Genomic DNA, 18,615 nt, shown 5'->3' on the forward strand with positions numbered 1-18,615 from the left:
TCACCAGCGTGCCATGGCCGCTTTCGCCTCAGCGCGACGACCGTTCTCTCTCCAAAACTTTTTGCAGAACCTTCAGGACACTATCCCTCACGCTAGGCTCCCTTCCTTTCCCTCCGGAGGGGGGAAAGGTGGCGCTGCGAAGCAGCGACGGATTGGGGGAAGCCGGTCATCAAACGCGAAGCCGCTGACAAGTGGCGCGAACGAGTTGGTCTAATATCCGCGTGGGTTAAGTCACGCTCTGGTAGGCCGTGTTCACTTCACCGACACGCTCGGGCCGCCCTCGACGGCCAACACCAGACGGCGGTTGGTGATCCTTGCCAGTTGCGCCAGGCGTCCGGCCGGCCGTTCGCCATAGAGGTCGGCCAGCGATGCCGGCAAGACCAGCGCCAGCACGCCGTTGCCGCGCTGTTCCCATTTCAGCCTGGGCATGATGCCCGGCATCGACGCCGTCAGCAGATAGACGACGCGCATCATCGCCGCCAGCACCCTGGCCCGCTCCAGATAGCGCGGCGTCGCCAGCGCCTTGATTTCAGGGGCGATGGATTCGTTGAAGATGCCGTCGTGACGGTAGGCGTTGGCCAGCGCCAGGAAGGCGCGGCCGGGATGGTCGACACCGAAGAAGGACGCGTGTGCGATGATGTTGAGCGACTGCTTGCCGCGGTATTCAGGATGCGCGCGCCAGCCGATGTCGGCGAGCAATGCCGCCGCGTGGCGATAGCGTGCCTCGTCCTCGGTCTCGTCGATGCCGAAGGCGGCAAAGGTCCTTGCTGTCCAGTCGACAAGCTCATGCGAATGGGTGACGGAGCGGGAGCGCAGGCGGGCGAGTTCCTCCGAGGCCGAAATCAAAGGATCGGCCTTCTGCTCTGCCTTGTCGAGCAGCGAATAGAGAAAGCCTTCGCGGACGCCGAGCGCCGAGACGATGATCTTCGACGGCTGCATCGCCGCCATGATTTCCTGCAGCACGATGGCGCCATAAGGCAGCAGCGAACGGCGGTTCTTGGAAACGCCTTCGATCCCCTTGACCTTCTCGATCTCGGCCTTGGCGACCTGCTTGAGGAAGTTCGACGCGCTTTCGGCTGATATCTCGTAGTGATGCATGACGCCAAGCGGATAGTTGGTCATTTCCATGTGCAGCCGGGCGAGATTTCGCCAGGTTCCGCCTACGGCGTAGAAGGGCCTGCCCCGACCGCCTTTCAACAGCTTGGCCCTCGCGAGTTCGTCACGCGCGATCTTGGCCGCCTGGGTCAGCGAGTTCTTCGCCATGTCCTGCAGGCGCAGGCCGCCCAGCGGCAGCGTTATGCCGTCACCGATCGCTTCGCCGTTGACATCGACCAGTTCGAGGCTGCCGCCACCCAGATCGCCGGCGATGCCATCGGCCGGATGGAAGCCGGAAATGACGCCAAGCGCCGAATAATAGGCTTCCTGACGGCCGCTGATCACACGGATCTCGGTCTTGAGCACATCTTCGGCGCGGTGGATGAAATCGGGACCGTTGATAGCCTCACGGGCGGCAGCGGTGGCCAGCACATACATCTGTTCGGCGCCGGCCTGGTCGGAGAGCGCACGAAAGCGGCGGAACTCTTCCATCGAGCGCGTCACCGCCTCGGGGTCGAGCTTGCCGGTCGAAACGATGCCTCGGCCGAGACCGGCGAGCATCTTTTCGTTGAACAGCATGGTCGGCGAGCGCGACAGCCCCTCATAGACGACGAGACGGATCGAATTCGATCCGATGTCGATGATGGACAGCGGTCGACGGTCCTGCAACCGGCCTTGGGAATTAGACAGCATCAGCCGGACGCTGCGGCGTTCTTCTTGCGGCGCTTGAATTGCGCGATGCGCTTGGGCGCGTGCGACTTCAGCGCGTCACCCCGTCCCGACAGGCTCGGATTGGTCATGAAATATTCCTGCGCGTTGAACGGTTCCTCGCCCTCCTCCAGCACCACGCGCCGGGAAGTTCCATCAGCCAATACGTCGAAACTTTGCTGATTGTCCATGATGTTGCCAAGCATGATCTGGCCAAGGATCTGTTCATGCACAGTTGGGTTGATGATCGGCACCATGGTTTCGACGCGGCGGTCGAGATTGCGCGGCATGAGGTCCGCCGACGAGATGTAGACGACAGCCTCGTCCGACGGCAGGCCGTGACCGTTGCCGAAGCAATAGATGCGGCTGTGCTCGAGAAACCTTCCGACGATCGATTTTACACGAATGTTCTCCGAAAGGCCCGGAACCTGCGGCCGCAGGCAGCAGATGCCGCGCACGACAAGGTCGATCTCGACTCCGGCGCGGCTGGCATCATAGAGCGCGTCGATGATGATCGGGTCAACGAGCGCATTCATCTTCATCCAGATGCGCGCCGGCTTGCCTTCCACGGCATAGGCAATCTCATCGGCAACGTGCTTCAGGATGCGGCTTCTCAGCGTGAACGGCGAGATCGCCAGACGCATTTCGTCCGTCGGCTCGGCATAACCGGTGATGAAATTGAAGAGCTGGGCGACATCGCGGGCAATCGTCGGATCGGTGGTGAAGAAGGACAGGTCGGTGTAAATGCGGGCGGTGACCGGATGGTAGTTGCCGGTGCCGAGGTGCACATAGTTGCGCAACTTGCCGTCCTCGCGCCGCACCACCAGCGACATCTTCGCATGTGTCTTCAGTTCGAGAAACCCGAACACGACCTGCACGCCTGCACGCTCCAGGTCGCGCGCCCAGCGGATGTTGGCTTCCTCGTCGAAGCGCGCCTTGAGCTCGACCAGCGCCGTGACCGATTTGCCGGCCTCGGCCGCGTCGACCAGCGCGCGCACGATCGGGCTGTCATTGGAGGTGCGGTAAAGCGTCTGCTTGATCGCCACCACTTCCGGGTCTGCCATCGCCTGACGCAGGAACTGCACCACCACATCGAAGGATTCATACGGATGGTGGACGACGATGTCCTTCTCGCGGATGGCGGCGAAACAGTCGCCGCCGTGCTCGCGAATGCGTTCGGGAAAGCGCGGATTGTAGGGGGTGAATTTGAGATCGTCGCGGGGAACGGCGACGATTTCGGAAATCTGGCTGAGCGCCAGCGGACCGGTGAGCACGCTGATGCGGCTCGACGAGACGCCAAGCTCGCCAGCGACGAAATCGCGCAGTTCCGCCGGCATCAGTATGTCGAACTCGATCCGGATCACCGAACCGCGGCGGCGCCGCTTCAGCGCCGTCTCGAACAGGCGCACTAGATCCTCGGACTCCTCCTCGACCTCGATATCGCTGTCGCGGATGATGCGGAACGTGCCCGAGCCCTTGACCTCATAGCCAGGGAAGAGCTTGCCGATATACAGGCCGACCGCTTCTTCCAGCGGGATGAAGCGGACATGGCGTTTGCGGTCCGGCAGACGGATGAAGCGCTTGAGCGCCACCGGCAGGCGCAGCAGCGCGCTCATCTCTTCGCCGTTCTTGCGATGACGCAGTTGCAGCGCCATCGAGAAGCCGAGATTGGGGATGAACGGGAACGGGTGCGCCGGGTCGATCGACAGCGGTGTCAGCACCGGAAACACCTGCTCCTGGAAATGGTCTTCCAGCCAGATTTTCTCGTCCTTGGTGAGCGCGTCGCGGGTAATGGTCTCGATGCCCTCCTTGTTGAGCAGCACCGTGAGCGCAGACAGGCTCTTCTGCTGGTCTTCCTGCAGCCGCTCGACCTCGCGCAGCAGCTGTTCCAGCTGCTGTTCGGGGGTGCGCCCGTCAGGACTTTTCAGCACGATGCCTTCGCGCACCTGGCCGGCGAGGCCGGCGACGCGCACCATGAAGAACTCGTCGAGATTGGCGGCCGAGATCGACAGGAAACGGACACGCTCCAGCAGCGGATGATTGAGGTTCAGCGATTCTTCGAGAACGCGCCGGTTGAACTGCAGCCAGGAAAATTCGCGATTGACGAAACGATCCGGATTGCCGCCTTCCGGGCTTGCCGCCTCGACGTTGATGAATTCGCTCTGCACCGGCTTCAGTTCGTTCATATTCCGCTCTTCCACACAGTCTGCCGGCTAGGGCGCCGCGCGTCCTCGAGGACGCGCAAAGGACGCTCTACCACTCCAGGGCAACGCATGATCCCTTCCGAAAACCGAAGTCGGTTTTCCGGGTCATGCGTTAACCGGCTTAACTTATCCTCTGACAGGCTTTTGCGACAGTTTCATTTCATCGAACTTGCAAAGACGCCTGTTATGATCCAGATGCAGAAGAGACTGCGTTAAGGAGACGACGATGGCAGGCGGTTCCATTCCCCACTTCCAGAACGATGCGGGCTACCCGGCTATCGACATCGGCGTCAAGGAATTCATGTGCACGGGCGCCAACCCGCCTTTCGATCACCCGCATGTGTTTCTCGACATGGGCGACGACAATGAAAAAGTCTGCCCCTATTGCTCGACGCTGTACCGCTATTCGCCCAAGCTGAAGGCGACGGAAACGCTGCCGGCCGGCTGCATCTATATCGACCAGGCTGCCTGATTCTTTTCGCGACAAGCTCGATGAACGACATGCGTTCCCGGCAAATTCTCATCGCCGGGGCGGGCGTCGCCGGGCTGACCGCAGCGCTTGTTTTCGCCAAACACGGCTATTCCGTGCAGGTGTTCGAACAGGCTCAACGCCTGGAAGCAGTAGGCGCCGGCCTCCAGCTTTCTCCCAACGCGACGCGCATCCTGGGCCAGCTTGGAGTGCTCGACCGGCTGCTGCCGGCAGCGGTGCGGCCGGAAGCCGTGGTCTTGAAGGACGCAGCGACGCTGCGCGAACTGGCACGCGTGCCGTTGGGGCAAGTCGCCGAGACGCGCTGGCAGCTGCCCTATCTCGTCGCCCACAGGGCCGACCTGCAGAGTGCACTGATGGCGCGTGCCGACGAGATCGCCGACATCAAGATCGTCACTGGGGCCCGCCTCCACGGTTTTGCCACCGGAGCCCATGGCATCACCGCGACGGTTGAGATCGACGGCAAATCCATCGCGGCCGAGGGGTTCCTGCTGGTCGGCGCCGATGGCGTTTGGTCCTCGGTGCGCGGGCTTGTCGACGCGGCAAAGGGGGCTGCCTCGCCAAGAAGTCGCTTTTCCGGCGAACTGGCCTGGCGCACGACCATTGCCGCGCTGAGTGCCGCAGGGCAGGCGTTCGCGGCGATCGGCGCTCCGGACTGCGTCACCACCTTCCTGCACCGGGGCTTCCATATGGTCGCCTATCCCGTCAGCGGGGGTGACGCCTTCAATCTCGTCGCCTTCACCAAGGGCGAACGCATTGCCGAAGGCTGGTCCGGCCATGCCGATCCCGGCATCCTCGCCGGCGCAGTGCGCGGCACCGCGCCTGGCCTTGCAAGACTGGTGGAAGGGGCTGGCCCGTGGCTGACCTGGCCGCTTCATACGGTCGACCAGAAGCGACCCTGGACAATGCCGGACGGCATCGCGCTGATCGGCGACGCCGCACATGCGATGACGCCGTTCGCAGCGCAAGGCGCGGCCATGGCGATCGAGGATGCGGCGACACTTGCCGATATCATTGCCGACTTCCCTGCCGATCCGGCACAAAGCCTACAAATCTGGGAGAACCTGCGGCGGCCGCGCGTCGCCAGGGTCGCACGCCGCGGCGCCATCAACCGCCTTGCCTGGCATGCCGCGGGCCCAGTGGCGATCGCGCGCAATGTGTTCCTGAAAATCCGCTCGTCGGAAAAACTCGCGGCGGATTTGGACTGGCTCTATGGGTGGCGGGCTCAGAAGATCATTCGACGCTGAGCGTACAAGCACAATCGGTTGGTGGGACAGCACCCCCCTCTGTCCTGCCGGAGATGTCCGGCAGGACAGAGGGGGGTGTGAAGGAACGCGACGCTTGCCAATTCGCGGAATGCCCACGCTAATTGTAAAGCCGCATCGACAGGCCAAGCGATACGGGCAGCGGGTTCCACCAGCCGGTGCGCAGGCCGGCGATGCGCAAGGCAGCCGCCGTCCACGTGTTGCAGCCGACCAATGCGTTAAAATGGCCATTGGCTTCGTAGAAGCCGTCGAACCTGGAATAGGCCGCGCCCGGAACAAGGGTCGGACCCGTCGGATCCCGCTGAAAACTCGTATCGATGAAATCGAGCAGCGCCGCAAAGCGCTCCTCGCCGATGTCGAAGCCGGCAATGTCGGGACCCTTGATGATGTCGCCGGCGACCTCGACATGCATGACCGACGCATCGACGGTCAGTGCCTTCATCACCGGCACAGCCTTCAACTCAGACCATGTCGGCGTCTCCAGATAGAAGGCGCGGCCACCCCAGCCGAAGACGATGTAGCGCACCTCCGGGCTATCGGCGGGTATGCCGGCGTCGACCAGGAAGTGGAAGCGCTGGCGCACGGCATCGTCGATCGGAATGGCGATGTCGGTGTGGATCGGGTTCTTCAACACCAGGATGCGGTGGGTGGCGGCGGGTGCTGCCGCGGCGGCCGACCGCCACAGCGGCCGCGGCACCAACGCACCCAGCGCAACCGTCAACGTCACCACCGCAACCACCAGGCCGAGACATCGCCAGGGCTTCTTCATCGACGGCAGCCCTGCGGTGGCGCTCCGGCGCAACACATCTGCCTCACATCCTGGCGATCCATACGAAAAGAGCCCGGCCAAAGTTTCGGCCGGGCTTCTTGCGTCCGTGGAAAAACGATCAGTGCAGGATCTGTGACAGGAACAGCTTCGTGCGCTCGTGGCGCGGGTGGTCGAAGAACTCGGCCGGCGTGTTCTGCTCGACGATCTGGCCCTGGTCCATGAAGATCACGCGGTTGGCGACCTTGCGGGCAAAGCCCATCTCGTGGGTGACGCACAGCATGGTCATGCCTTCCTCGGCAAGGCCAACCATGGTCTCCAGCACTTCCTTGATCATTTCCGGATCGAGCGCCGAGGTTGGCTCATCGAACAGCATGATGCGCGGGTTCATGCATAGCGAGCGGGCGATCGCCACGCGCTGCTGCTGGCCGCCGGACAGCTGGCCGGGATATTTATGGGCCTGTTCGGGGATCTTGACGCGCTTGAGGAAATGCATGGCGATTTCCTCTGCCTGTTTCTTCGGCGTCTTGCGCACCCAGATCGGCGCCAGCGTGCAGTTCTCCAGAATGGTCAGATGCGGGAACAGGTTGAAGTGCTGGAACACCATGCCAACCTCGCGGCGGACCTCGTCGATCTTCTTGAGATCGTTGGTCAGTTCCTTGCCGTCGACGATGATCTTGCCCTTCTGGTGCTCTTCCAGACGGTTGATGCAGCGGATCATCGTCGATTTGCCGGAGCCCGAAGGGCCACAGATGACAATACGCTCGCCGCGCATCACTTTCAGATTGATGTCCTTCAGCACATGGAATTCGCCATACCATTTGTGCATGGCGATGATGTCTATGGCGACATCGGTGGTCGAAATCTGCATCTTGGCGGCGTTGACCTTGATCTCTTCCGCGCTGACGGCATTTTCGGTGGCCATGACGGGTTCCCTTTGTTCTTTTGTTTAGCGTTTGTGGCCGGTGTCGAGCCGACGTTCTGTGAACATTGAATAGCGCGACATGCCGAAGCAGAACAGCCAGAAGATGAAGGCCGCGAAGATCAGGCCGGACCTGGCCGTCTGCGCCGTTGCCCAGTTCGGGTCGGAGAAGTTCTGCTTCACAATGCCGAGCAGGTCGAACATCGAGATGATGATGACCAGGCTGGTGTCCTTGAACATGCCGATAAAGGTGTTGACGATGCCCGGGATGACCAGCTTCAGTGCCTGTGGCATGACGATCAAATACATCTTTTGCCAATAGCCGAGGCCGAGCGAATCCGCACCTTCATACTGGCCCTTGGGGATTGCCTGCAGTCCGCCGCGCACCACTTCGGCCATATAGGCGGCGGCAAACAGCGACACGCCGATCAAAGCGCGCAGGAACTTGTCGAACGAGACGCCCTCCGGCAGGAACAGCGGCAGCATGACGCTGGCGAAGAACAGCACTGTGATCAGCGGGATGCCGCGCACCGTCTCGATGAAGATGACGCACAGCGTCTTGATGATCGGCATCTTGGACCGACGGCCGAGCGCCAGCACGATGCCAAGCGGCAGCGAAACTGCAATACCGACGAAGGACAGGCTGAGCGTCACCAGCAGCCCGCCCCACAGCGAGGTTTCGACATGCGGCAGGCCGAACATGCCGCCGACCAGCAGGATGAAGGCGACGATCGGCAGTGCAAAGAACAGCAGAATGGCATTCAGGCCTTTACGCGGCACCTTCGGGATGAGCATCGGCACCAGCAGCGCCACGAACAGGATAGCGACCAGAATCGGCCGCCAGCGCTCCTCGATCGGATAACGCCCGACCATGAACTGTCCGAATTTGGCATTGACGAAAGCCCAGCAGGCGCCAGTCCAGCCCTCCGGCTGGACGCCGCCTTGCGCCACGGTGGCGCATGCGGTCCGGTCCGGCCCGGTCCACACAGCATTGATGAACGCCCAATTGATGATTTGCGGCAGGATCATCACCACCAGGGCGATGCCGGCGATGGTCATGATGGTGTCGCCGGTGGAAGCGATCAGGTTCTTGCGCACCCACGCTTGGAAACCCGCAACGCCGGCAGGTGCTGGCTCAGCCAGCGCCATTTCGGCGCGCACCCAGGACATGTCATGTTCCTGCATGTCCTTACCTCACCTCTCCACCAGCGCCATCTTGGCGTTGAACCAGTTCATCACAAGCGAGGTCAGAAGGCTGATGGCCAGATAGATCACCATCATGATCACCACGCCCTCGACGGCCTGGCCGGTCTGGTTCAGCACCGTGCCGGCGGTGGCAGTCAGGTCCGGATAGCCGATGGCGATAGCGAGCGACGAGTTCTTGGTCAGATTGAGATACTGGCTGGTCAGCGGCGGAATGACTATGCGCATGGCTTGCGGCACGACGACCAGCCGCAGGATCGATCCGGGCCGCAACCCCAACGCGCCGGCAGCTTCCGTCTGGCCCTTGCTGACGCCCCTGATGCCGGCGCGTACGATCTCGGCAATGAAGGCGGCGGTATAGCAGGACAGCGCCAGATACAGCGACAGGAACTCCGGCCTGACCTGGAAGCCGCCGGTCAGGTTGAAGGTCGATTGCTTGGGGTAATCGAAGCTCAAGGGGAAGCCGCTCAACACATAGGCGAGCAGAGGCAGCCCGACGATCACCGCGGCGGACGTCCAAAACACCGGAAATTGCTGGCCGGTCGCCATCTGCCGTTGCCGCGCCTTGCGCGCGACGAACCACGCCATGGCGATGCCGACAAGCAGAGCGACGAAGATAAGCCAGGAGCCGTCGCCCCACACGGCGCGCGGAAAATAGAAGCCGCGCTGGTTGAGGAAGGAGCCGAACGGCAGATTGATGCTCTCGCGCGGCGGCGGCAGTACGGCAAGCACGCCGGAATACCAGAAGAAGATGACCAGCAGCGGCGGGATGTTGCGGAACACCTCGACATAGACCGTGCAGATCTTCCTGATCAGCCAGTTTTGCGAAAGCCGGCCGATGCCGACAATGAAGCCGATGATTGTCGCGGTGATGATGCCGACGACGGCGACGATCACGGTGTTGAGGAAGCCGACCAGGATGGCGCGGCCATAGGTCGAATCCGATGAATAGGCGATGGCGCTCTCGCTGATGTCGAAGCCGGCGCGGCCCTTGAGGAAGCCGAAGCCCGACGCGATGCGCAGCCGGGTCAGATTGTCGATGACGTTATGGGCAATCCACCAGACGCCAGCCACCAACACAACGACGACCACCGCCTGGAAGAATATGCCCCGGACTCTTGGATCGTTGATGAAGGAACCTCGGCTGGGCTCCTCGCGAAGAACTTCCTGCGATGCCATTCGACCGTCCCCTGGAAAGAGAAACCGGGAAGCAGACGACCTGCCTCCCGGATCACATTTCGATCAGCGGATCGGCGGAGAGTACTGCAGGCCGCCCTTGGTCCACAGTGCGTTGATGCCGCGGGCGATCTTCAGCGGGCTGCCCGAACCGACATTGCGGTCGAACATTTCGCCATAATTGCCCACGGCCTTGACGATGTTGACGACCCAGTCGTTGGAGACGCCGAGATCGGTACCGATCTTGGTATCGGCTTCCTGGCCAAGCACGCGCTTGATCTCCGGGCTGGGCGAGTTCTTCATTTCGTCGACATTGGCCTTGGTGATGCCAAGCTCTTCCGCCTGCAACAGAGCGAAATAGGTCCACTTGACGATGTGGTACCACTGGTCGTCACCCTGGCGCACGGCCGGTCCGAGCGGCTCCTTGGAGATGATCTCGGGCAGCACGACGTGGTCGGCCGGCGAGTCCAGCGTCAGGCGGATGCCGTAGAGGCCCGACTGGTCGGTGGTGTAGACGTCGCAACGGCCGGCGTTATAGGCGGCGTTGACCTCTTCCAGCTTTTCGAAGACGACCGGACTGTACTCCATCTTGTTGGCCTTGAAATAGTCGGCCAGATTGAGCTCGGTGGTGGTGCCGCTCTGCACGCAGACGGCGGCGCCGGAAAGCTGCAACGCCGAATTGACGCCCGGCAGCTTCTTGGCATTGATCATGAAACCCTGGCCGTCATAGTAGGTGACGCCGACGAAATTCAGGCCAAGCGCCGTGTCGCGATTGATGGTCCAGGTGGTGTTGCGCGACAGGATGTCGACCTCACCGGACTGCAGTGCCGTGAACCGCTCCTTGGCGCTGAGCGGCGTGAACTTGACCTTGGTGCCGTCACCAAACACGGCGGCTGCGACAGCGCGGCAGAAATCCGCATCGATGCCTTGCCACTCACCCTTGTCGTCCGGCGCCGAGAAGCCGGCCAGGCCTGTCGAGACGCCGCACTGGATGAAACCCTTCGCCTTGACGGTGTCGAGCGTGGCCGCCGACGCGGCCGACGCCATCAACCCAAGCGTGGCGGCGCCAAGAATGCCGATAGCAATATGTTTCATGACCCACAGACCCTTTTCTCTGTTTTCAGGGCAAACCCTGACTTTTTTCCCGTGTGAATGCTGTTCCCGTTCCGGCCCATTCCCGGCACCCCGCATCGTAACCGACGCGCCACCTCCCATTCACGAATGTCATCGAAGGCGATAATTCCTGTGAGGTCAAGGGAAATGACCTAAACTGAAAGAGTTTGAAACCGATTGCCGCAAATGCCTGAATTGCAGACAACGCGCCCGCGAATTAGTCAGCAGCGCAAACAAGCCGGCAAAGCTCATGCAACGCAAATGCAGGCCGCGGCAGCCGCAATTCATCCCAGGCAATACCTAGGCGTTACTGACTCGGCGCAACGGTATCCAACACATACTGGGCGGTCGCCAGCCAACACAGCCTTGAGACAAGACCGTTTCAAAGCGCCCGAAAAACGAGCCAGGTTCCGATAGCAGCCATCGACGCGCCGGAAACGCGCGGAATCAACTGGCCGGTCGGGACCGTTTTCTCCAGCAAGACAAGGATGGCGATGCCGGCGATCCACAGCACGTTCATGACGCCGCCGACGAACAGCAGAGCCATCAGCGCCCAGCAGCAACCCAGACAATAGGCGCCATGATCGACGCCGAGCTGAAGCGCGCCGAGCGGAGCGGAGCGGAACCCGCAATGGCTGGCCAGGAACGCGATCGGCGCCTGACATTGACGCAGGCAGACGCCCTTCATCGCTGTCCATTGATAGAGGCCAGCGGCGATCAGGACGAAGCCACCGAGGATCGCGCTGTCGGTCGCGGATCGAGCAGGGCAAAACGGGCGAGCAGCCATTGCGCGCCGGTCGCCACAATGCTGAACACGATCCAGACGGAGAGGTAGCCGGCAAAAAACCACCCCGTCGAAGCGATGGGCCGGCCGTCCGCCCGCGCCTTGCGGGCGACGCCGGCATAGAGCAGCAGCATCGGCGCGACCGAAGGCGTCATCATGCCGACCATCATCACCGCCCACATTGTGAAGATGAAAGCGAAATCCGCCAGTGCCCATGCCCGGAAACCGGGCGCCACGGCGGCGCCCATATCCATCCGGCCCATGTTCGACATGTCCACTCCGGACATGTCACTGCCTGCGCCGTCCGGCAGGGGGGAGCCGGGCATGACCATGTGGGCGGCGAGCCACAGCACGTAGGCCCAGGCAAGCACAGCAATCACGACGAGCGCGGCCGTCACGACCGCGCGGTCGCGCCGCAGCACCGCCTCAAGGGCCGTGTCGGTCATCGGATCAGCTCAATGCACGATGCCGCTCTGCGTGAGATGCAGATTGGCGAAATGGCTGTGCGAATCGGCCAGTTCGAACTTGATCGGGCCCGTCGTCTTGGTCCAGCCACGCCCGACTTCGGCGATCGCGTATTCGAAACCGTGCGGCAGGTCGATGCGCGCCCGGTGTTCCGCGCCGGTGACCGGATTCTTGATCGGCTCGCCATGGCCATCGGTCACACCCTTGACGTGCAACCGCCCGGTTCGCGCCTCGACGTCGACGTTGAAATCGATCGGGGCGAAGATCGGATCGTGGAATTTTTCCAGCGTGGTCGAAAAGACCTGGAATATCGTCGCACCCGGTTCGGTGTCCATACCGCCCAATATGCGAAGCAGCGCTCCGCGCTGGGCTTCGGTTGCCCTCTCGTCGATAACCACCGCGGCTTCGCCCCTGCCCTGGTGTATGGCGCCGGGCCAGCGGAAAATCCCGACGAACCGCAATCCGTCGAGCTTGGTGTCGCCGTGATGGCCGCTCTCGATTTCCATGCCAGCAACGGCCTCGCAGAAACCGTATGTCGGCATGGCGTTGAACTGGCACGGGCAGCCATAAGCGCAATTGCAGTTGATGAACTCGCGCGCCTTCATGGTCCATTTGACGTCGGGCATGGCATTCCTCCCCTTGCCGCGCTCACGCTTCATGAGCGCGATCCGGATCGTGGAGGACCAGAAGTCCAACCGGCAACAACCATCCGGCAGCATCTGATCGAAGCAATCCGGCGATTAATATTAGCAGACAATTATATATCTTCCGCAGCCGGCCACAATAGGCCGATCGGCTGAGATAGGGCTCCGAACTCAGGTTAACGAAAGACCTGACGACAGCCAGTTCGGCGGTGTCGGCAGCTTTTGTGCCGGTAGCTTTTTCATGATAGGAATTTTTTCTTGATTCCGTGACCTCAGCTATGGTATATATTTGTCTAAGGTGCCGATTTGCGCCAGTGACCCGTCGCGCAGGCGGGTTTTTCGTTTGATGCTCCGTCAGCCAACGCGCCGGCGAAGGAACCCGTTGACCCGAGTTCGTAGCCCTGTCGGCGGAGACCGGCGCATCTGCCGGCAACGCACCGCCGGGGTCGCGCCGCACCCAAATCGCCACCTTTTGCCGCGACGAATTGGCATATTCGAAGTCCATCCCCTGGCGGCCGGTGGCTGTTGCACGGTCCATGACGCCGCACTATGGCTAGCGGCTTGTCAAACAAGGCGACGCAGAATGGCGAAAGACGGCAGCGGGCACGTTAGCGGCGAGATGGGCATCAACACGCGGCTTGCCCATTCAGGCAACAATCCGCATGACTATTTCGGCTTCGTCAATCCGCCGGTGGTGCATGCCTCGACCGTGCTCTATCGAGACGCGGCGTCGATGGCGGCACGCAGCCAGAAATACACCTACGGCACGCGCGGCACGCCGACGACCGATGCCCTTGCCCACGCCATAGACGCGTTGGAAGGCTCGGCCGGCACGATCGTGGTGCCGTCGGGGCTTGCGGCGGTAACCGTGCCGCTGCTCGCCTTCGTGTCGGCTGGCGACCATCTGCTGATCGTCGATAGCGTCTATCACCCGACCCGCAACTTCGCCGACACGATGCTGAAGCGACTGGGTGTCGACGTCGAGTACTATGCCCCCGAGGTCGGCGCCGGCATCGCGGCGTTGATCAAGCCCAACACCAAGGTGGTGTTCACGGAATCGCCAGCGTCCAACACTTTCGAGGTGCAGGACATCCCGGCCATCGTCAAGGCGGCGCACGCCGCAGGCGCTATCGTCATGATGGACAACACCTGGGCGACGCCGCTGTATTTCCGTCCGCTCGACCATGGCGTCGACATTTCGATCCATGCAGCGACGAAGTACCCGGCCGGCCATTCCGACGTGCTGCTTGGCACGGTGTCGGCCAATGAGAGCTGCTGGAAGCATCTTTATGAGAGCTTCTGCACGCTTGGCTGCTGCGCCGGGCCCGACGATGTCTACCAGGTGCTGCGCGGCCTGCGCACCATGGGCGTGCGCCTGGAGCACCATCAGCGCAGCACACTCGCCATCGCCTCCTGGCTCGAAGGCCAGGAAGGCGTGGCGCGCGTGCTCCACCCTGCCCTTCCCAGCCACCCGGATCACGCTTTGTGGAAGCGCGACTTCTCCGGCTCCAGCGGCATCTTTTCCATCGTGCTTGCCGGCGGCGGCCAGAAGCAGCAGCACGCCTTCCTAGACGCGTTGCGGATCTTCGGCCTCGGTTATTCCTGGGGCGGCTATGAGAGCCTTGCGGTGCCGGTCTGGCTCGGCGACCGTGTTGTCGCGAAAGCGCCCTATGAGGGCCCGTTGATCCGGCTGCAGATCGGCCTCGAGGATGTCGACGACTTGAAGGCCGACATTTCGCGCGGCCTGACCGCCGCGGCGACAGCCTGAACGATCAGAAGTCACGGAATTCTATTCCCACAAAACGCAACTTCGCGGATCGATTTGGCTTTCAAATCCCATGAGATCGCGCCATTGCGTTGCGATCATCACGATTTCTACTTCCCCTGGAATACGGCAGAGTTTTTCGACGTCATGGCGTTCCGCCTCTTTGTTCCCATTCTTGCCGGCGCGACGCTGCGCGAACGCCTCGTCGCCTGTATCGGCGCGACGGTCGGCATTGCGCTCACCGGTGTCATCGCCAGCCTCGTGCTCGGCAACGGTCCGCACGTGCCGCTGCTGGTGGCGCCGATGGGGGCGTCGGCCGTGCTCCTGTTCGCCGTGCCCGCCAGCCCGCTGGCGCAGCCATGGTCGATCATCGGCGGCAACACGATTTCGGCACTGGTCGGCGTGATCGTGGCGCATTTCATCCACGAAACCGCCCTTGCCACCGGCATCGCGGTGGCACTGGCCATCGCCGCAATGTCGTTCACGCGTTGCCTGCATCCGCCAGGCGGGGCGGCCGCCCTGACCGCGGTGCTGGGAGGGCCCGCCGTCATCAGCGCCGGCTTCCTGTTTCCGTTCGTGCCGGTGGCGCTGAACTCGATCCTGCTGGTGGCGCTCGGCTACGGCTTCCACAGACTGGCCCGGCGCAATTATCCGCATGTGCCGGCTGCAGCGCCAACGAATAGCCACGGCACCAGCGATCCGCCTGCACAGTCGCGCGTCGGCTTCCGGTCCGAAGACATCGATGCCGCGCTTGGCGCACTCGACGAGACGTTCGATATCGATCGCAGCGATCTCGACCGGCTGCTGCGGCAAGTGGAATTGCAGGCGATGGTGCGCGCGCACAAGACCGTTCTGTGCGAGGACATCATGTCGCGCGATGTGATTTCGGTCGACGCACACACCTCAGCCGAGGCGGCGCGCCAATTGCTGCTTGACCACAACATCCGCACCTTGCCGGTCGTCAACGCGGAGGCAAGGCTGGCGGGCACCGTGGGATTGCGGGAACTGACCCAGGCCTGCGGTTCGATTGCATCCGTGATATCGCCCGCCGCGACCGCCGGCGCCGATTTCGCCGCCATGGGCCTGCTGCCGGTGCTCACCGACGGCCGCAGCCACGCGGTGATCATCGTCGACGACGACGAGCGGATTCTTGGGCTGATCACCCAGACCGATCTCCTGGCGGCAACGGCGCGCCTGCAGGCTGCTGACAAGCCTTCATTGGATGCGGTAGCTTAACCCCACCGGACCCGGAGAAAGATCGTCGGGAACCTTTTGCCGGCAACAGCGTCCAATCTCTCAATCGAGGTTCCGGTCCAGAGATCGGGTTGAGGAAACTGGCCATGCCTGCTGTTTTGACGGCCGTGTCTTCTGCATCAGGCGACGTGCAACTCGTGCGACGCGCCCTGGCGCGCGAGGGCGATGCCTTCCGCACCATCATCAAGACGCACAATCAACGGCTCTACAGGATCGCGCGTGGCGTCATGCGCAATGACAGCGAGGCCGAGGACATCGTGCAGGAGGCCTATGTCAGGGCGTTCGCCCATCTCGATGCCTTTCGCGGCGACTCTTCGCTGGCCACATGGCTGTCGCGCATCGTCATCAACGAGGCGCTCGGCCGTCTGCGCAAGAGGCGCCGAACGGTAGCAATGCCGGAAAACCCGCAAGCCGAGATCATCCGGTTCCCCCTCAACCCCAGCGACGATCCGGAACGGACGATGGCGCAACGGCAGATCCTCCAACTGGTCGAACAGGCCACCGACAGCCTTCCCGATGTCTACCGGACTGTGTTCGTGGCACGTGTGATCGAGGGGCTGAGCATCGAAGAGACCGCCGATCTGCTCGGCGTGCGGCCGCAAACCGTCAAGACAAGGCTGCACCGCGCCCGTGCCCTGGTGCGCAAGGCGCTGGACGACCAGATCGGGCCGGTGCTGCTCGATGCCTTCCCCTTCGCCGGCCGCCGTTGCGAAAGGCTTACCAGCGCGGTCATGCGGCGGCTCGGGCTGGAGAGCTGACCCCGGCGGATTCAGTTTATTTTGACGGGAACGTTTGCCGCCGTCCCGCATCCAATGATCGTCAACCGAAAAACACTGTCCGGCGCGACCCCTGCGTCCGGGCGAAGGAGATACCATGCTAATCCGATATACCGCTGCGCTGGCCGCCCTGCTGCTGCTTGGCACTGCCCCATTTGCGCAAGCCGCCGACAAGCCGACCGACCCGCAGATCGCCCATATCGCCTACACCGCCGGCGTGCTCGATGTGGAGGCCGCCAAGCAGGCGATCAAGAAATCCAAGAACAAGGAAGTCGTGGACTTCGCCAAGGACATGATCCGCGACCATGAGGCGGTGAACGTGCAGGCGCTCGATCTGGTCAAGAAACTCAAGGTCACGCCGGAAAACAACGCTACCAGCAAGGCGTTGACCAAAGCGGCGGAGGAGGAGCGGGCGAAACTCGCCAAGCTCAAGGGCGCGGCCTTCGACAAGGCTTATGTCGACAATGAGGTGGCCTATCACAAGCAGGTCGACGGCGCTCTTGAAACGCTGCTCATTCCGTCGGCGCAGAATGCCGAATTGAAGAGCCTGCTGGAAACCGGGCTGAAGATTTTCCAGGGCCATGAGCAGCATGCCGAACACGTCGCCGGCATGCTGAAGTAAGGACCGGGAGCATGCCGAAACGCCCTCTGTGGATTGCGATGATGCTGGCCGTCGGCATCATTCCGGCGCAAGCTGAAACGATCCGGGTCACCATCGACAAATTGGTGTTCTCGCCGGCCACCGTCGGGGCCAAGGTCGGCGACACGATCGAGTGGGTGAACAAGGATATGTTCGCCCACACGGCCACGGTGAAAGGTGGCTGGGAAGTGATGATCCCGCCGAAGAAATCCGGAAGCCTGACGTTGAAGGCGGCGGGACCGGTCGACTATTTCTGCCGCTTTCACCCCAACATGAAAGGCCGCTTGGTGGTGGCGCCCTGATCCGACGCCAGCGAGGCTCGCCTGGTCTCCTCAGGCCGCGCGATATGTGCCCATGCGCCGCCATAGCGCGGCTCGCGCCGCTCGATCCAGGCATCGAGCCCTTCGCGCAAATCGGCGGTCGAGGCCATGCGGGCGAACTGCTCGGCCTCGACCAGCAGGCCGTCGGTGATGCTCTGATTGAGGCCGCGCGCCACCGCCGTTAGGATGCTGGCGATCGCCGGTTCGGAGTGCCGCAAGCCTTGGCGCGCTAGATCGTGCTGCTGATCGACGGCTCCTTTTCGATCATGCTGATCCACCGCAATCTCGATTATATCGAGGCGGCCGGCCGCGCCGCAGCGACGCTTGTGCGGGCGCGAACTTCAAGCAGCCAGGTCTAGAACCCAAACGCCAGCCATGCCGTGCCCATACCAAGCGTTATCAGCGTCAATGGCAAGCCGATCTTGAAGAAGGCGCCGAACGACAGCGGCGTGCCGGCGGCCCGTGCCTGTTCGGCGACGATCAGGTTGGCGACCGAACCAAGCAGCGTGAAATTGCCGGCCAGCGTCGAGCTCATGGCGACGACCAGCCAGGCGCGCTCGGGGTTTTCGAGGCCGGGTATGAAGGGCCGCAGCGCCAGCACGGCCGGGACATTGCTCATGATGTTGGAGAGCACCGCGGTGAAGCCGGACAGGCGCCAGACATCGTCCAGCCCGAGATTCTTTGCCGAAGCGATCATGTCTGATGTCAGCAGCGTTCTTTCGGCGCCGGCGACGACAATGAACAGGCCGGCGAACATGAACAGCAGCGGACCGTCGATCTCGCGGTAGATGCGTTCCGGCTTGATGGCACGGGTGAGCAAGAGGATCGCGCCGCCGACGAGGGCTGCCTTGGCGACGGGCACGCCGGCGAAGAAGGCAATTGCCAGTCCGATGCAGACCACCACCGCCTTCAGCACCTGCCGCTTATGCATGCGGCCGCGCGCGACCTCGGGCGTCAGTTGGACCGTGCGTGCGAATTCGGCCCGGTAGACGACGCGGATGATGACGACCACCGCGACGAGGCCGAAC

General features: G+C 62.5%; 17 protein-coding genes and 2 pseudogenes. 8 read left to right on the forward strand and 11 right to left on the reverse strand.

Translation table 11 applies throughout. From position 1 onward, the window contains the following. Positions 1 to 252: 252 nt before the first annotated feature. Positions 253 to 1,788 (reverse strand): exopolyphosphatase, encoded by a 1,536-nt coding sequence (gene ppx / locus NKJ90_RS32110; RefSeq protein ID WP_023761955.1) that lies wholly within the window; start codon positions 1,786 to 1,788, stop codon positions 253 to 255. After that, positions 1,788 to 3,989, reverse strand: a complete 2,202-nt coding sequence (locus NKJ90_RS32115) for an RNA degradosome polyphosphate kinase (protein ID WP_023761954.1) — start codon at positions 3,987 to 3,989, stop codon at positions 1,788 to 1,790. The genes ppx and NKJ90_RS32115 overlap by 1 nt, the downstream gene beginning before the upstream one ends. 244 nt (positions 3,990 to 4,233) lie before the next feature. Here NKJ90_RS32115 and NKJ90_RS32120 point away from each other — a divergent pair, with 244 nt between their 5' ends. Next, on the forward strand, positions 4,234 to 4,479 hold the full coding sequence (locus tag NKJ90_RS32120; RefSeq protein ID WP_023761953.1) for a zinc-finger domain-containing protein: 246 nt from the start codon (positions 4,234 to 4,236) through the stop codon (positions 4,477 to 4,479). 20 nt (positions 4,480 to 4,499) lie between these two features. Next, entirely contained in the window at positions 4,500 to 5,741 is a 1,242-nt protein-coding gene (locus NKJ90_RS32125; RefSeq protein ID WP_023761952.1) for an FAD-dependent monooxygenase, read from the forward strand. Between the two features lie 118 nt (positions 5,742 to 5,859). Here NKJ90_RS32125 and NKJ90_RS32130 read toward each other — a convergent pair whose 3' ends face one another. From NKJ90_RS32130 to NKJ90_RS32160, 7 genes and pseudogenes are all read right to left on the reverse strand, one after another. Further along, positions 5,860 to 6,528: a TIGR02117 family protein gene (locus NKJ90_RS32130; protein WP_023761951.1), complete on the reverse strand. Its 669-nt coding sequence runs from the start codon at positions 6,526 to 6,528 to the stop codon at positions 5,860 to 5,862. A gap of 118 nt (positions 6,529 to 6,646) precedes the next feature. Further along, positions 6,647 to 7,396 (reverse strand): amino acid ABC transporter ATP-binding protein, encoded by a 750-nt coding sequence (locus NKJ90_RS32135; RefSeq protein ID WP_031260969.1) that lies wholly within the window; start codon positions 7,394 to 7,396, stop codon positions 6,647 to 6,649. A 78-nt stretch (positions 7,397 to 7,474) separates the two neighbouring features. Continuing rightward, entirely contained in the window at positions 7,475 to 8,632 is a 1,158-nt protein-coding gene (locus NKJ90_RS32140; RefSeq protein ID WP_023761949.1) for an amino acid ABC transporter permease, read from the reverse strand. Positions 8,633 to 8,641: 9 nt separating this feature from the next. After that, positions 8,642 to 9,829: an amino acid ABC transporter permease gene (locus NKJ90_RS32145; protein ID WP_023761948.1), complete on the reverse strand. Its 1,188-nt coding sequence runs from the start codon at positions 9,827 to 9,829 to the stop codon at positions 8,642 to 8,644. 63 nt (positions 9,830 to 9,892) lie between these two features. After that, positions 9,893 to 10,921 carry an amino acid ABC transporter substrate-binding protein gene (locus tag NKJ90_RS32150; protein WP_023761947.1) on the reverse strand — a complete coding sequence of 343 codons (1,029 nt, stop codon included), beginning with the start codon at positions 10,919 to 10,921 and terminating at the stop codon, positions 9,893 to 9,895. Positions 10,922 to 11,321: 400 nt separating this feature from the next. After that, positions 11,322 to 12,169: pseudogene (locus NKJ90_RS32155) on the reverse strand (DUF2182 domain-containing protein). Positions 12,170 to 12,178: 9 nt separating this feature from the next. Further along, on the reverse strand, positions 12,179 to 12,814 hold the full coding sequence (locus NKJ90_RS32160) for a DUF1326 domain-containing protein (RefSeq protein ID WP_023761946.1): 636 nt from the start codon (positions 12,812 to 12,814) through the stop codon (positions 12,179 to 12,181). Between the two features lie 601 nt (positions 12,815 to 13,415). On the opposite strand from NKJ90_RS32160, the gene NKJ90_RS32165 reads away from it, so the two are divergent. The 5 genes from NKJ90_RS32165 to NKJ90_RS32185 all read left to right on the forward strand — a co-directional run bounded on the left by NKJ90_RS32165 (position 13,416) and on the right by NKJ90_RS32185 (position 17,569). Continuing rightward, positions 13,416 to 14,600 carry a cystathionine beta-lyase gene (locus NKJ90_RS32165; RefSeq protein WP_023761945.1) on the forward strand — a complete coding sequence of 395 codons (1,185 nt, stop codon included), beginning with the start codon at positions 13,416 to 13,418 and terminating at the stop codon, positions 14,598 to 14,600. Positions 14,601 to 14,744: 144 nt separating this feature from the next. Beyond that, positions 14,745 to 15,833, forward strand: coding sequence for an HPP family protein (locus NKJ90_RS32170; RefSeq protein ID WP_023761944.1), 1,089 nt, complete (start codon positions 14,745 to 14,747; stop codon positions 15,831 to 15,833). A 104-nt stretch (positions 15,834 to 15,937) separates the two neighbouring features. Then, positions 15,938 to 16,609: an RNA polymerase sigma factor gene (locus NKJ90_RS32175; protein WP_023761943.1), complete on the forward strand. Its 672-nt coding sequence runs from the start codon at positions 15,938 to 15,940 to the stop codon at positions 16,607 to 16,609. A gap of 115 nt (positions 16,610 to 16,724) precedes the next feature. Then, positions 16,725 to 17,249 (forward strand): DUF4142 domain-containing protein, encoded by a 525-nt coding sequence (locus NKJ90_RS32180; RefSeq protein WP_023761942.1) that lies wholly within the window; start codon positions 16,725 to 16,727, stop codon positions 17,247 to 17,249. Positions 17,250 to 17,260: 11 nt separating this feature from the next. Further along, positions 17,261 to 17,569, forward strand: a complete 309-nt coding sequence (locus NKJ90_RS32185) for a cupredoxin domain-containing protein (RefSeq protein WP_023761941.1) — start codon at positions 17,261 to 17,263, stop codon at positions 17,567 to 17,569. Here the strand turns inward: NKJ90_RS32185 and NKJ90_RS32190 are convergent. After that, positions 17,530 to 17,826 (reverse strand): annotated as a pseudogene (locus tag NKJ90_RS32190) (enoyl-CoA hydratase); the annotation flags it as partial. The gene NKJ90_RS32185 and the pseudogene NKJ90_RS32190 sit on opposite strands and share 40 nt — an antisense overlap. Here NKJ90_RS32190 and NKJ90_RS32195 point away from each other — a divergent pair. After that, on the forward strand, positions 17,824 to 17,946 hold the full coding sequence (locus tag NKJ90_RS32195; RefSeq protein WP_023761939.1) for a hypothetical protein: 123 nt from the start codon (positions 17,824 to 17,826) through the stop codon (positions 17,944 to 17,946). The pseudogene NKJ90_RS32190 and the gene NKJ90_RS32195 overlap by 3 nt on opposite strands. Here the strand turns inward: NKJ90_RS32195 and NKJ90_RS32200 are convergent. After that, positions 17,943 to 18,615 (reverse strand): SLC13 family permease (locus tag NKJ90_RS32200; protein WP_352487665.1); only part of this gene is annotated, 673 nt, incomplete at its 5' end. The genes NKJ90_RS32195 and NKJ90_RS32200 overlap by 4 nt on opposite strands.

Origin of the sequence: Mesorhizobium sp. M0051 (genome assembly GCF_040323235.1) — a bacterium.
GTDB lineage: Bacteria > Pseudomonadota > Alphaproteobacteria > Rhizobiales > Rhizobiaceae > Mesorhizobium.

Excerpts from the sequence above, each read along its gene's own strand:
- NKJ90_RS32150 (WP_023761947.1), bottom strand. The coding sequence starts at position 10,921 with ATGAAACATATTGCTATCGGCATTCTTGGCGCCGCCACGCTTGGGTTG.
- NKJ90_RS32175 (WP_023761943.1), top strand. The coding sequence starts at position 15,938 with ATGCCTGCTGTTTTGACGGCCGTGTCTTCTGCATCAGGCGACGTGCAA.
- NKJ90_RS32180 (WP_023761942.1), top strand. The coding sequence starts at position 16,725 with ATGCTAATCCGATATACCGCTGCGCTGGCCGCCCTGCTGCTGCTTGGC.
- NKJ90_RS32140 (WP_023761949.1), bottom strand. The coding sequence starts at position 8,632 with ATGCAGGAACATGACATGTCCTGGGTGCGCGCCGAAATGGCGCTGGCT.
- NKJ90_RS32165 (WP_023761945.1), top strand. The coding sequence starts at position 13,416 with ATGGCGAAAGACGGCAGCGGGCACGTTAGCGGCGAGATGGGCATCAAC.
- NKJ90_RS32125 (WP_023761952.1), top strand. The coding sequence starts at position 4,500 with ATGAACGACATGCGTTCCCGGCAAATTCTCATCGCCGGGGCGGGCGTC.
- NKJ90_RS32135 (WP_031260969.1), bottom strand. The coding sequence starts at position 7,396 with ATGCAGATTTCGACCACCGATGTCGCCATAGACATCATCGCCATGCAC.
- NKJ90_RS32160 (WP_023761946.1), bottom strand. The coding sequence starts at position 12,814 with ATGCCCGACGTCAAATGGACCATGAAGGCGCGCGAGTTCATCAACTGC.
- NKJ90_RS32115 (WP_023761954.1), bottom strand. The coding sequence starts at position 3,989 with ATGAACGAACTGAAGCCGGTGCAGAGCGAATTCATCAACGTCGAGGCG.
- NKJ90_RS32130 (WP_023761951.1), bottom strand. The coding sequence starts at position 6,528 with ATGAAGAAGCCCTGGCGATGTCTCGGCCTGGTGGTTGCGGTGGTGACG.
- NKJ90_RS32185 (WP_023761941.1), top strand. The coding sequence starts at position 17,261 with ATGCCGAAACGCCCTCTGTGGATTGCGATGATGCTGGCCGTCGGCATC.
- NKJ90_RS32145 (WP_023761948.1), bottom strand. The coding sequence starts at position 9,829 with ATGGCATCGCAGGAAGTTCTTCGCGAGGAGCCCAGCCGAGGTTCCTTC.
- ppx (WP_023761955.1), bottom strand. The coding sequence starts at position 1,788 with ATGCTGTCTAATTCCCAAGGCCGGTTGCAGGACCGTCGACCGCTGTCC.
- NKJ90_RS32170 (WP_023761944.1), top strand. The coding sequence starts at position 14,745 with ATGGCGTTCCGCCTCTTTGTTCCCATTCTTGCCGGCGCGACGCTGCGC.
- NKJ90_RS32120 (WP_023761953.1), top strand. The coding sequence starts at position 4,234 with ATGGCAGGCGGTTCCATTCCCCACTTCCAGAACGATGCGGGCTACCCG.